Here is a 13,236-nt window from a genome sequence, read left to right as displayed (position 1 = left end):
CCCACGCACTGCGCAGGAGCGATCAAGAAACAAGAATTGCTCCGATGGAAACAAACCACTCAATTCCCTCATCGGATACAGAAGGAAACCATGAGCAGTTTTTTTGATGAGCTAATGGAAAGCGTGCAACAAATGAGCGAGATCCTGCGGGGTGAACGTCGGTCCTCCGTGCAAACTGAAAACGCTGAGCCAGAAGCAATCAACTCAGCCGGCCCTTCCTCTCAAGTCCGACGACCAATAAGATCCGTTCAGGCCCAAACGGATCTCCCTCAATGAACCTCGCCCCCAACCTCCCCGACGACCACTTGATGCAGCAACTCATGCAACTGCTGCATGAAGAACTCGGCTTCCCCGAACGCAAAACCATCAGCCTCGGCACCTCGATCAACTTCGACCTGGGCTGCAACGGTGCAGACGCCCGGCATTTGATCGAAACCCTGGAAGACCACTTCGCCATCGATTTCGTGGATTTCGACAGCTATCGCTATTTCCAGCCCGACGGCTTTGACGTGAATCTAAAGCGAAAAGCCAAGGGTCGCGGCGAGAAGGTGCCTTTGACCATCGGCATGCTCTACCGGGCCATCAAGGCCCAACGCTGGGACACGGATGAGCTCGAGGGCCTGTAACGGTCCTACGCATTCTGACTTGCCCACGAAAAACTGAATTTTGCGCACAAAAAAGCCGCCCCGAGGGGCGGCTTCTTCGTTAGCTCAATCCAGCGCTTACAGCTTTGGACCAGCAGCCTTGATCGCGTCGCTCACTTCGAACTTCTTGAAGTTCTCGATGAACAGGCCGGCCAGTGCTTTGGCGGCTTCGTCGTAGGATGGCTTGTCGGCCCAGGTGTTGCGTGGGTTCAGCAGGCCAGTCTCAACGCCCGGTACGGCCACTGGCACGTCGAGGTTGATGGTGTCCAGGTGCTCGGTCTCGGTACCGATCAGCGCGCCGCTCTGGATCGCTGCGATCACGGCACGAGTGGTCGGGATGTTGAAGCGTTTGCCGACGCCGTAGCCACCGCCGGTCCAGCCGGTGTTGACCAGGTAGACCTTGGAGCCGAAGCCGCGGATGCGCTTGATCAGCAGCTCAGCGTATTCACCGGCCGGACGCGGGAAGAACGGTGCGCCGAAGCAGGTGGAGAAGGTCGACTTGATGCCGCTGCCCGAACCCATTTCGGTCGAACCGACCAGAGCGGTGTAACCGGACAGGAAGTGATAAGCCGCTTGTTCTTCGTTGAGGATCGACACTGGCGGCAGTACGCCGGTCAGGTCGCAGGTCAGGAAGATCACAGCGTTCGGCTCGCCACCGAGGTTCTTCTCGGAGCGCTTGGCAACGTGCTCCAGCGGGTAGGCGGCGCGGCTGTTCTGGGTCAGGCTGACATCAGCGTAGTCGGCGTGCTTGGCATCGTCGATAACGACGTTTTCCAATACCGCGCCGTGCTTGATGGCTTTCCAGATAACCGGCTCGTTTTTCTCGGACAGGTCGATGCACTTGGCATAGCAACCGCCTTCGATGTTGAACACAACGCCTTCGCCCCAGCCGTGCTCGTCGTCACCGATCAGGTAACGGCTTTCGTCGGCCGACAGGGTGGTCTTGCCGGTACCGGACAGACCGAAGAACAGGGTCACGTCGCCCTCTTCGCCGATGTTGGCGGCGCAGTGCATTGGCAGTACGTCGGCAGCCGGCAGCAGGAAGTTCTGCACCGAGAACATGGCTTTCTTCATTTCACCGGCGTAAAGCATGCCGGCGATCAGCACTTTCTTCTGTGCGAAGTTGAGGATCACGCAGCCGTCGGAGTTGGTGCCGTCACGCTCTGGTACGCACTCGAAGTTGGCAACATTGAGGACTTGCCACTCGTCACGACCCGCCGGGTTGTACTGAGCTGGGTTGATGAACAGGCAACGGCCGAACAGGTTCTGCCAGGCAGTCTGGGTGGTCATCTTCACAGCCAGGTAGTGCTCGGAAGCCGCACCTACATGTACGTAGGAAACGAAATGCTCTTGCGCGTTGTTGAATGCCTCAACGCGAGCCCACAGGGCGTCGAACTTGTCGGCCGGGAACTTGCGGTTGATCGGTCCCCAGGCGATGGCGGCCTGGGTGCTAGGCTCTTCAACGATGAAACGATCGACTGGCGAACGGCCGGTACGGTGACCGGTACGAACAACCAGTGCGCCGGTATCGGCAAGCTCGCCTTCACCACGGTTGAGGGCTTCTTTAACCAGATCATCAACACTCAGATCGGTGTACACGGCATTGTTGGCTTGCGTCATGAGGTTCCCCGTCGGCCAGTGGCCGAGTGCTCCAAACGTTTTTGTAGTAGAAAGTCGTGCACTACTACCGTGGAAAAAGTGGGCCGGATTATGCCAGAAAAGCCCAAAAAAAGTAGACCCCTCCTGTCGTAACGGCGTTAATCCGGCGCAAGGCAGTGAATTTACCTGCGCTGAACCGTTTTAGTGACGGGTATCTGACGGCGTCTCGATACCCGCGCCGGCGAACAATTGAGTGACATCGGCCGCGTCAAACAGGTAGCGCTGGTTGCAGAACTGGCAATCGATTTCGATGTTGCCACCGTGTTCGACCACCAATTGCTGCGCGTCTTCCATACCCAGACTGACCAGCGCATTGGCCGAACGTTCGCGCGAGCAGCTGCAACGGAAGCGCAGCTTCTGCACATCGAACAGACGCACCTGCTCGTCGTGGTACAGGCGATGCAACACGGTTTCGTTGTCCAGGCTCAACAGCTCATCGGCGGTCAGCGTACCACCCAGGGTGGTGATGTGCTGCCAGCTGGCGGCGCGTTCGTCATCGTCTTTCAAACGGTCGGCCGGCAGTTGCTGCAGCAACAGGCCACGGGCGCGACGACCATCGGCACAGAGCTTGATGCGGGTGCCAATCTGCTGGGACATGACGAAGTAGTTGGTGAAGCAGTCGGACAACGTTTCGCCATCCAGATCGACGACGCCCTGGTAGCGTTGGCCCCGTTTCGGGTCGACGGTCAATGTCAGCGAGCCGTCCGGCATCAGGTCAGCCAGGGTAGCGTCAAGGGCAATGCGGTCGGCCTCGTAACGGGCCAGACCCCGGATGTCACGCTCGCTGGAGCACTCGATCATCAGCAGCGGGATCGGGCCTTCGGAGCGTGCCTGCAGAATCAGCAAGCCATCGAACTTCAACGTGCCGACCAGCAACGATGCGGCCGCCATCAGCTCGCCGAGCAGTTGCGCGACCGGCTGCGGGTAGGCGTGTTTGGCCAGGACTTCGGCGTAGCTGAGCTCCAACGAGACCAGCTCGCCACGGGTGTCGCTGTCATCGAAGATGAAGCGTTGTGTGAAGTCGTTATCCGCGTGATCGGTCATAGGTCTGGGTATCTGAAGTAGTGAAAAAGGTTACAGGAAACAAGAAATTGCCCTTGCGCCACCCCTCGGGTGCGCAACGTTCAGCCATGAAAGGCATTTTATGAACAATCCGGGCCTGATCCAAGCAAGGTGGAACAAGCGCTGATGGGTTCCGGGTCGTTTCCCGTCCTGCACTGCTGGCAATGTGGTTATGGCCTACAGGTCAGAGACTGTGTGTGATTTTCGACGAGCGGCGATATCGTCCTTGCGATGCACTGCTGGCCAGGCACAGATATGGATGCGCACCGGGTCAATTGCAAGTCTTGGCCTGAAGGCGCGGTGAAACCTGGCGAGTGCTGCGCACTCGATCGCGGGCAAGCCACGCTCCCACAGGAACGGCACAAACCCTTGTGGGAACGGGCTTGCCCGCGATAGCGGTCTGGCACTCGCCCAAGAAATATCTGTATTAGTCGTCGTTACTGCTGCCACGAAACTTGAACAAATCCCGCCGCTGCTTCTTGCTCGGCTTACCGTCGGTGCTCACGCCCAGGGCTCCGGCTTTTCTTTGCGCCGCGGCCTCTTCGCGCTTGGCGATGCTGGCCAGGGTTTCGGCATACAAGGTTTGCGCCTGCGGTGCGCCGCGACGAACGATCGACAGTGCCAGGACTACCACCGTGCGCTCTTCGAAACCTGTGCGAATCACAAATTCGTCGCCAATACGCGGCTCCTTGCCCGGCTTGCAGCGTTCGCCCCGGCAATGCACCTTGCCGCTTTCAATCGCCGCCTTGGCCAGGGCGCGGGTTTTGTAGAATCGTGCAGCCCACAACCATTTATCGAGGCGGACTTTGTCGTCCTCTTCGTTTTTTTGTGCCATGGAATTTCCTCATTCTGAAATATTGGTGAACTGTACTACCGTTTCTGACGTACCAAGAATTTCACCGGCTCGGATTACAATGCTGACATTCCATAACCTCCTTGGGAGGCTGGAAATCCGGGCCGTAGATATCTGTCGCCTTTTAATCATTATTCTGCGTGAATACCGCGAATCCGGCCGTATGCGGCCCGAGCGGTTTTACCGGTTGAGCACTATTGAAGACATTTGACCATTTGACCGTTGTCGGTCTGCGCGAGTGGGTGGCGCTCCCGGATTTGGGAGTCGCCGGCCTTCGGGCAAAAATCGACACCGGTGCCAGCACCTCAAGCCTCCACGCCACCGAAATCGAGCCGTTCGAGCGCGATGGTGAGCAGTGGGTGCGTTTTACCGCCCACCTGGGTTCCGTCGTACAACTGCGCCACCGACGCTGCGAAGCTCCGTTGGTGACGATGAAAACCATTAAAAGCTCAAACGGTCACGCGCAGGTGCGATACGTGATCAGCACCACCCTGGCCCTTGGTGATCGGGTCTGGCGGGTCGAGTTCACGCTCGCCTGCCGCAAGTCCATGCGTTATCGCCTGCTGCTCGGCTCCAAAGCCCTGATCCACGGCCAGTTGGTGGTCAATCCGGGCATCAAGTATGTACAAGACAAGCCGGTGTTCCCGGTATCTACCTCCTCCACAGGTGTTGCATGAAGATCGCTGTGCTGTCGCGGAATCCGCGTCTGTATTCCACCCGTCGTCTGGTCGAAGCCGGTACCGAGCGTGGCCATGAAATGGTGGTGGTCGACACCTTGCGCGCCTACATGAACATCGCCAGCCACAAGCCACAAATCCACTACCGCGGCAAACCGCTGGAGGATTTCGATGCGGTGATTCCACGGATCGGCGCTTCCGTGACCTTTTATGGCTGCGCAGTGCTGCGCCAGTTCGAAATGATGGGGGTATTTCCGCTCAACGAATCGGTGGCCATTGCCCGTTCCCGGGACAAGCTGCGTTCGCTGCAATTGCTGTCCCGTCGCGGGATCGGTTTGCCGGTGACCGGGTTTGCCCACTCCCCCGATGACATTCCCGACCTGATCGAAATGGTCAACGGCGCGCCGTTGGTGATCAAGGTCCTGGAAGGTACCCAGGGCATCGGCGTGGTGCTGTGCGAAACCGCCACGGCCGCGGAGTCGGTGATCGAGGCGTTCATGGGCCTCAAGCAGAACATCATGGTTCAGGAGTACATCAAGGAAGCCGGTGGTGCGGACATTCGCTGCTTCGTCGTCGGCGACAAGGTAATTGCAGCGATGAAGCGCCAGGCCAAACCCGGCGAGTTTCGCTCCAACCTGCATCGCGGTGGCAGCGCGAGCCTGATCAAGATCACCCCGGAAGAACGCATGACGGCGTTGCGTGCGGCGAAGGTCATGGGGCTGGCGGTGGCAGGCGTCGACATCCTGCGCTCCAATCACGGGCCGTTGGTGATGGAGGTGAACTCGTCGCCGGGTCTTGAGGGGATCGAGACCACCACCGGGAAGAATGTGGCGGGGATCATCATCGAGCATCTGGAGAAGAATGGTGGGCCGAATATGACGCGGACCAAAGGGAAGGGCTGAGGCTCATCTACTGTGGCGAGGGAGCTTGCTCCCGTTGGACCGGGCTGGCGCTCCAGGCCGAAGGACTCCCAAATCCCACAATCGTGTTCTTGCACTTCGGACACGGTTGTCTGGTTTTGCGGCTGCTGCGCAGCCGAACGGGAGCAAGCTCCCTCGCCACAAAGGCCTCTGTGTTTGCTAAACAGCATCCCGCGGCAACATCAACCCCAACGGCAACCGCACCCGAGCTTCCAGCCCACCGCCCGAGCGGTTACGCAGCTCAACATTCCCGCCATGCATCGAAGCAATCCGCTTCACGATCGCCAGACCTAATCCGGTACCTTTGCCACCCCGGGCACGATCACCGCGAGTGAACGGGTTGAAAATCGCTTCCAGTTCCGATGGATCAATACCGGCACCACGGTCCATGACACTCAGCACCACATACGGTGCGCTGGTATCCCCGGATACATACGCCGCCACCTCCACACCGCTGCCAGCATGATGCAGCGCGTTGCCGATCAGGTTGTTCAGCAGCCGCTTCATCGACACACGACGCAGTGGGAACGGCTGGATAGGCTCCAGGCGTAACCGCACTTTTTCTTCGGTCTGGTTATACGGTGCGGCAACTTCACGGACCAGGTCGCTCAGGTCAACCTCTTCCACCGACTCATCGCGCCCGTCACGAATGAACGCCAGGAACTGATCGAGAATCGCATCCATGTCCTCGATGTCACGAACCATGTCATTGGTCAGGTCAGTGTGATCGCCCATCAGCTCCAGGGACAGGCGCAAGCGGGTCAATGGCGTGCGCAAGTCGTGGGACACCCCGGCCAGCATCAGTTCACGCTCGCGACCGGCCTGCTCGACGTCTTCGGCCATCTGGTTGAAGGCGCGGTAAACTTCGGTCATCTCACTCGGCGTATCGCTGATCGGCAGGCGTACGCTGCGACCCTGACCGAGTTGCCGCGCGGCATACACCAGACGCTTCAAAGGTTGATTGAGCTGGCTGACGAAGATCCAGGCCGAAGCGGTGGACAGCAGGCCAATGGCGAGGAACCAGCCCAGTACGTTCCAGATTTTCTGGCCGCGCAGCGGATGGGGATAAAGCGGTACTTTCAGCCAGCCATCGCCCAGGCTTGGCGCCCGGACCCACAGCGCCGGTGGCGAATGCATGCGCAGCCGGACTTCAGTGTCGGCACCCAACTCCGCCTGCATCTGCCGCTGGTAGATCTCGCTGTAAGGCCAGTGCTGTTCGCCTTCCGGCACGCCGGCACCCACCACCCGTATCAGGGTCGCGGCCTCGGCGATCTTGCCGCGACTTTCTTCATCGGCCGCCCAATAGGCGCGCAGCGTCAGGGCGACACCGTGGCTGTACTGGCGGTCCACCAATACGTCTTCGTTCATCAGCAGATAAACCAGGGTCAGTGCCTTGGAGAAGAGTACGACGATGAGCACCAGCCAAAGGGTGCGGGAGAAGAAGCTCTGGGGGAACCAAACGGGGGTTTTCATGGATAACCGTTAAACACTTGCAGGAGCGAGCGATGCTCGCATATTGCGGATCGCGAGTCTGCGGACAGGATCGATTGATCCGCTGTCCGCATGACCCGCTCCTACAAATCGCCAATCACTTGGTGGCGGTACCATCCGGTACAAACACGTAACCCACGCCCCAGACAGTCTGGATGTAACGCGGTTTGGACGGATCGGGCTCGATCATCCGGCGCAGACGAGAAATCTGCACATCGATGGAACGCTCCAGAGCATCCCACTCGCGGCCACGAGCCAGGTTCATCAGTTTGTCGCGGGTCAGCGGCTGACGTGCGTTCATCACCAGAGCCTTGAGTACAGCGAACTCACCGGTGGTGAGCATGTGCACTTCTTCGCCGCGCTTGAGCTCGCGGGTGGCCAGGGACAACTCGTAGTCACCGAAGGTCACGCTTTCGTCTTCGCTGCCCGGGGCGCCAGGCACCGGAGCCGACTGGCGACGCAATACCGCTTTGACGCGAGCCATCAGCTCATCGGGGTTGAACGGCTTGGCCAGGTAATCGTCGGCGCCCAGCTCCAGGCCCTTGATACGACTCAGCTCGTCGCCCTTGGCGGTGAGCATGATGATCGGAATCTGGTTGTTCGCGCTGCGCAGGCGGCGGCAGGCGGTCAGGCCGTCTTCGCCGGGCAACATCAGGTCGAGGACGACCAGGTTGAACACTTCGCGCGCCAGCAGGCGATCCATTTGCTCGGTGTTCGGTACGGCGCGGGCGCGGTAGCCCTTGCTGACGAAAAAACGTTCCAGCAGGCTGCTGAGCCCCGGATCGTCGTCAACGATAAGAATTTTTTCGCCTTCAGCAGTTTGTGCAGTGCTGCTCATTGGATGCTCCTTTGATCTCGGCGCGCATTATGGCGTAGCTGCCGTTATACGCACCGTGTGCATTGTTAGCAGATTTTTCCTCCAGCGCCAGAAAACCGGCCATTGCACCTGCAATCCGCGATGTCCCCGAATGCCGGAACGCTGGTTATAATGCGCGGCCTTTTGTGTCAGGCAACGTCAGACAGGTACTACAGACGGACGCGTTTTTTTTCATGGCGTCGGCAGTAATTGTTCGATTTCACGGGTCAACGGGATACCTTTTGATCCAGGTAGCGGCGCAGGCCAGGCCGCTCAACCAGACTCGCCCAGGTCCTATCTCTGCGCCTGCGAGCCTGCTTTCACAATTTGTCAGGTGGTTTTATGGACAGCATCAACAGCCGCATCGCCGAGGAACTCGGTGTACGCCCACAACAGGTCGAAGCGGCCGTCGCGCTACTCGATGAAGGCTCTACCGTTCCCTTCATCGCCCGTTACCGGAAAGAAGTGACCGGCAGCCTCGACGATACGCAATTGCGTCATCTGGAAGAGCGCCTGCGCTACCTGCGAGAACTCGACGAACGGCGTATCAGCATCCTCGCCAGCATCCAGGAGCAGGGCAAGCTGACCCCGCAACTTGAACGCGACATCAAGCTCGCCGACACCAAGACCCGTCTCGAAGACTTGTACCTGCCGTACAAGCAGAAGCGCCGCACCAAGGGCCAGATCGCCCTGGAAGCCGGCCTGGGCGAGCTGGCCGACGGTCTGTTCAACGACCCGTCCCTGAACCCGGAAACCGAAGCCGCACGCTTCATCGACGCGGAAAAAGGCGTGGCCGATGTGAAGGCTGCCCTCGAAGGCGCCAAGTACATCCTGATGGAACGCTTCGCCGAAGACGCAGGCCTCTTGGACAAGCTGCGCAACTACCTGAAGCAGGAAGCCACCCTCAGTGCCCGCGTGATTGCCGGCAAGGAAGAGGAAGGCGCCAAGTTCCGCGATTACTTTGAACACGACGAACCGCTCAAAAGCATGCCGTCGCACCGCGCGCTGGCGATTTTCCGTGGTCGCAACGAAGGCATCCTCAGCTCAGCGCTAAAAGTCGGCGACGAACTGCCGGGCACCATGCACCCGTGCGAAGGCATGATCGGCCAGCAATTCGGCATCCAGAACCAGAACCGTGCCGCCGACAAATGGCTGGGCGAAGTGGTGCGCTGGACCTGGAAGGTCAAGCTCTACACCCACCTGGAGACGGATCTGCTGGGCGAACTGCGCGATGGCGCGGAAACCGAAGCGATCAACGTGTTCGCCCATAACCTGCACGACCTGCTGCTGTCGGCCCCGGCCGGCCCACGCGCCACCCTGGGCCTCGACCCGGGCCTGCGCACCGGTTGCAAGGTCGCCGTGGTCGACTCCACCGGCAAGCTGCTGGATCACGCCACGGTTTACCCGCACGTGCCGCACAACAAATGGGACCAGACCCTCGCCGTGCTCGCCGCCCTGTGCGCCAAGCACTCGGTGGACCTGATCGCCATCGGCAACGGTACCGCCAGTCGCGAGACCGACAAGCTGGCCGCTGAGCTGATCAAAAAATACCCAGCCATGAAGATGACCAAGGTCATGGTTTCCGAGGCCGGCGCATCGGTTTACTCGGCATCGGAGCTGGCCTCCAAGGAATTCCCGGACCTCGACGTGTCGATCCGTGGCGCCGTGTCGATTGCCCGTCGCCTGCAAGACCCGTTGGCTGAGCTGGTGAAAATCGATCCGAAATCCATCGGCGTCGGCCAGTACCAGCACGACGTGTCGCAACTGAAACTGGCCCGTGGCCTGGATGCGGTGGTCGAGGACTGCGTGAACGCCGTCGGCGTGGATGTGAACACTGCGTCCGTGGCGCTGCTGGCACGGATCTCCGGCCTCAACGCGACCCTGGCGCAGAACATCGTCAGCCACCGCGACGAGCACGGTGCGTTCAAGACCCGCGCTGCGCTGAAGAAAGTCGCGCGCCTGGGCGAGAAAACCTTCGAACAGGCCGCTGGATTCCTGCGCGTCATGAATGGCGAAAACCCGCTGGACTCGTCGGCGGTTCACCCGGAAGCCTATCCGCTGGTTCAGCGCATCGCCGCCGAAACCGACCGTGACATCCGCTCGCTGATTGGCGATGCCGCGTTCCTCAAGCGCCTCGATCCGAAGAAGTACACCGATGAAACCTTCGGTCTGCCGACCGTGACCGACATCCTCCAGGAACTGGAAAAACCCGGCCGCGACCCGCGTCCCGAGTTCAAGACCGCCGAGTTCCAGGAAGGCGTCGAAGACCTCAAGGACCTTCAACTGGGCATGATCCTCGAAGGCGTGGTGACCAACGTGACCAACTTCGGTGCCTTCGTCGATATCGGCGTGCATCAGGACGGTTTGGTGCACATCTCTGCACTTTCGGAGAAGTTCATCAAGGATCCACGGGAAGCGGTGAAGGCCGGTGACGTGGTGAAAGTGAAGGTCATGGAAATCGACATCCCGCGCAAACGCGTTGGCCTGTCGATGCGCATGAGCGACACCCCGGGCGAGAAGATCGACGGCGCTCGCGGCGCGCGTCCGGGGTCGGCGCCACGCCAGTCCCAGAACACCGCACCGCGCAAGGAAACCACGGCGGCAGCACCGAGCAACAATGCCATGGCTTCGCTGTTCGCCAATGCCAAGCAGTTGAAGAAACGCTGATGGACATTCCCGCCGGGCTGACCGAAAGCGCGTTTTTCAAGCTGCTGGGCTGCCGCTTGCACAGTCTGGAAACCGGGGTGGCGCAAGTCGCCCTGGCGCTGGAACCGGAGCTGCGCAATCGCGGCGGCAAGCTGCACGGCGGGGCCTTGTTCAGCCTGGTGGACATTGCCATGGGGCTGGCCTGTTCCAGCACCCACGGCTTTGACCAGCAGAGTGCGACCATCGAGTGCAAGATCAACTACATCCGAGCCGTCTCAGATGGCGAGGTGATGTGCACGGCGCGGGTGATCCACCCGGGCCGCCGCACACTGGTGGTCGAGGCCGATGTGATGCAGGGCGACAAACTGGTCGCAAAAGCACAAGGCACGTTCGCTGTCCTGTAGCTAGTCGTCATCAATTTGAGTTAATTTCGGCAGTACGCAACCTGTGGGAGCGGGCTTGTGGCGAGGGGGCTTGCCCCCGTTTGAGTGCGTAGCACTCACAAAATCCTGGTATATGAGAGACTTTGGGGCTGCTTCGCAGCCCAACGGGGGCAAGCCCCCTCGCCACAGACTTGCTCCCACAGGGATTACTGCAATCAGTTATTTACCGGTTCAGTGCGGCTCCAAAACCAGGCGAAAACGCCAGTTTTAACTTCACCCTTGTAGACCGTCTTGCCCACCCCCATATTGGGGCGACTGACGCGTGAAGGAATCCAACTTGAGCGAACTTCTCAACCGCCGCCTGGCTCTGCTCGGCGAGCGCGCTAACCTCTCTCTGCTCGAACAGTGCCTTCACGGCATCGAACGTGAATGCCTGCGCGTGACCGATGAAGGTCGCCTGGCGCAAACGCCGCACCCGGAAGAATTGGGTTCCGCGCTGACCAATGAACAGATCACCACCGACTACTCCGAGTCGCTGCTGGAGTTCATCACCCCGGCCCTGCCCGATCCTGCCGATACGCTGGCGAGCCTGGACAGCATTCACCGCTTTGCCTACAGCAAGCTCGGTAACGAGTACCTGTGGAGCCCATCGATGCCGTGCCCGTTGCCGGCCGAGGAAGATATCCCGATCGCCTATTACGGCACGTCCAATATCGGGCAGCTCAAGTACGTCTACCGCAAGGGTCTGGCCCTGCGTTACGGCAAGACCATGCAATGCATTGCCGGCATCCACTACAATTTTTCCCTGCCGGAAAAACTCTGGCCGTTGCTCAAGCAGGCCGAAGGCTTTGTCGGCACCGACCGCGATTTCCAGTCGTCGTCCTACATCGCGCTGATCCGCAACTTCCGCCGCTATAGCTGGCTGTTGATGTACCTGTTCGGTGCTTCACCCGCACTGGACGCCGGCTTCCTGCGCGGTCGTTCGCACCAGTTGGAACAACTGGACCCGCATACCCTGTACCTGCCGTACGCCACCAGCCTGCGCATGAGCGACCTGGGTTACCAGAGCAACGCCCAGGCTGGCCTGACGCCGTGCTACAACGATCTGAACAGCTACACCGACAGCCTGCGCAAAGCGGTGGCCACGCCGTATGCGCCGTATGTCGAAGTCGGCACCCACCAGGATGGCGAGTGGGTACAGCTCAACACCAACATCCTGCAGATCGAAAACGAGTACTACTCCAACATCCGCCCGAAACGCGTGACCTATACCGGCGAACGTCCTATCCAGGCGCTGATGGCCCGTGGCATCCAGTACGTCGAAGTACGCTGCCTGGACATCAACCCGTTCCTGCCGATGGGCATCGACCTTACCGAGTCGCGCTTCCTCGATGCGTTCCTGCTGTACTGCGCGCTCAATGACAGCCCGCTGCTGACCAACACCAGTTGCGGCAACGCGACCTCGAACTTCCTCAGCGTGGTCAAGGAAGGTCGTCGTCCGGGCCTGCAACTGCAACGGGATGGCCAGCCGGTTGACCTGAAGGAATGGGCCGGCGAGCTGCTGGAAAAAATCGCCCCTCTGGCGGCGATGCTCGACCAGTGCCATGGCGGCGATGCCCACAGCAAGGCGCTGGACACCCAGATGACCAAGGTCCAGGACCCGTCCCTGACGCCGTCGGCCCAGGTATTGGCGTCGATGGCCGAGCACAAGGAAAGCTTCGCCCAGTTCTCCCTGCGCCAGAGCCAGGCCCATGCCGAGTTCTTCCGCAGCGAGCCTTTGCCGGCTGAGGAGCAGGCGAAGTTTGAAGAGCGGGCGCGTTCGTCGCTGGCTCAGCAGGCTGAGCTGGAACAGAACGAAGTCGGTGATTTCGATGTGTTCGTCGGGGCGTACCAGGCGAGCATTCTGGCGATCAGTAACTAACCGTCAAACACAGGTCCCCTGTGGCGAGGGGGCTTGCCCCCGCTGGACTGCGCAGCAGTCCCAGATCAGACCGACACCGCAGTATTTAGGGTAAACCGAGTTGCCTGCATTACGACTGCTTCGC

General features: G+C 60.1%; 11 protein-coding genes. 6 read left to right on the top strand and 5 right to left on the bottom strand.

Features of this window, described 5'->3' with window-relative positions:
* Positions 1-272 precede the first annotated feature (272 nt).
* On the top strand, positions 273-626 hold the full coding sequence (locus VC35_RS13885) for a DUF1493 family protein (RefSeq protein WP_046040796.1): 354 nt from the start codon (positions 273-275) through the stop codon (positions 624-626).
* A 96-nt stretch (positions 627-722) separates the two neighbouring features.
* Here the strand turns inward: VC35_RS13885 and VC35_RS13880 are convergent, their stop codons facing one another.
* From VC35_RS13880 to VC35_RS13870, 3 genes are all read right to left on the bottom strand, one after another.
* Positions 723-2,264 carry a phosphoenolpyruvate carboxykinase gene (locus tag VC35_RS13880; RefSeq protein WP_046040794.1) on the bottom strand — a complete coding sequence of 514 codons (1,542 nt, stop codon included), beginning with the start codon at positions 2,262-2,264 and terminating at the stop codon, positions 723-725.
* A gap of 180 nt (positions 2,265-2,444) precedes the next feature.
* The gene (hslO, locus tag VC35_RS13875) at positions 2,445-3,347 is read right to left on the bottom strand and encodes an Hsp33 family molecular chaperone HslO (protein WP_046040793.1); all 903 of its coding nucleotides are present in this window, start codon (positions 3,345-3,347) and stop codon (positions 2,445-2,447) included.
* A gap of 445 nt (positions 3,348-3,792) precedes the next feature.
* Positions 3,793-4,200 carry an RNA-binding S4 domain-containing protein gene (locus tag VC35_RS13870; protein WP_008045331.1) on the bottom strand — a complete coding sequence of 136 codons (408 nt, stop codon included), beginning with the start codon at positions 4,198-4,200 and terminating at the stop codon, positions 3,793-3,795.
* 215 nt (positions 4,201-4,415) lie between these two features.
* Here VC35_RS13870 and rimB point away from each other — a divergent pair, with 215 nt between their 5' ends.
* Entirely contained in the window at positions 4,416-4,895 is a 480-nt protein-coding gene (gene rimB, locus VC35_RS13865; RefSeq protein WP_007983163.1) for a retropepsin-like aspartic endopeptidase RimB, read from the top strand.
* The gene (rimK, locus tag VC35_RS13860) at positions 4,892-5,797 is read left to right on the top strand and encodes a 30S ribosomal protein S6--L-glutamate ligase (RefSeq protein ID WP_046040790.1); all 906 of its coding nucleotides are present in this window, start codon (positions 4,892-4,894) and stop codon (positions 5,795-5,797) included. The genes rimB and rimK overlap by 4 nt, the downstream gene beginning before the upstream one ends.
* A gap of 177 nt (positions 5,798-5,974) precedes the next feature.
* On the opposite strand, the gene VC35_RS13855 is transcribed toward rimK, so the two are convergent.
* The gene (locus VC35_RS13855; RefSeq protein WP_046040789.1) at positions 5,975-7,288 is read right to left on the bottom strand and encodes an ATP-binding protein; all 1,314 of its coding nucleotides are present in this window, start codon (positions 7,286-7,288) and stop codon (positions 5,975-5,977) included.
* Between the two features lie 115 nt (positions 7,289-7,403).
* Positions 7,404-8,144, bottom strand: coding sequence for an osmolarity response regulator transcription factor OmpR (gene ompR, locus VC35_RS13850; protein ID WP_046040787.1), 741 nt, complete (start codon positions 8,142-8,144; stop codon positions 7,404-7,406).
* A gap of 360 nt (positions 8,145-8,504) precedes the next feature.
* Between ompR and VC35_RS13845 the strand changes: the two genes are divergently transcribed.
* From VC35_RS13845 to gshA, 3 genes are all read left to right on the top strand, one after another.
* Positions 8,505-10,829 carry a Tex family protein gene (locus VC35_RS13845; RefSeq protein WP_046040786.1) on the top strand — a complete coding sequence of 775 codons (2,325 nt, stop codon included), beginning with the start codon at positions 8,505-8,507 and terminating at the stop codon, positions 10,827-10,829.
* The gene (locus VC35_RS13840; RefSeq protein WP_007972875.1) at positions 10,829-11,212 is read left to right on the top strand and encodes a PaaI family thioesterase; all 384 of its coding nucleotides are present in this window, start codon (positions 10,829-10,831) and stop codon (positions 11,210-11,212) included. Before VC35_RS13845 ends, VC35_RS13840 begins: the two co-directional genes overlap by 1 nt.
* 316 nt (positions 11,213-11,528) lie before the next feature.
* Positions 11,529-13,112 carry a glutamate--cysteine ligase gene (gene gshA / locus VC35_RS13835; RefSeq protein WP_046040784.1) on the top strand — a complete coding sequence of 528 codons (1,584 nt, stop codon included), beginning with the start codon at positions 11,529-11,531 and terminating at the stop codon, positions 13,110-13,112.
* Positions 13,113-13,236: the final 124 nt, after the last annotated feature.

The sequence above is a fragment of the Pseudomonas fluorescens genome (assembly GCF_000967965.1).
GTDB lineage: Bacteria > Pseudomonadota > Gammaproteobacteria > Pseudomonadales > Pseudomonadaceae > Aquipseudomonas > Aquipseudomonas grandcourensis.
The sequence above is the reverse complement of the archived record's forward strand: the minus strand, read 5'-3'. Positions and strand labels throughout refer to the sequence as shown.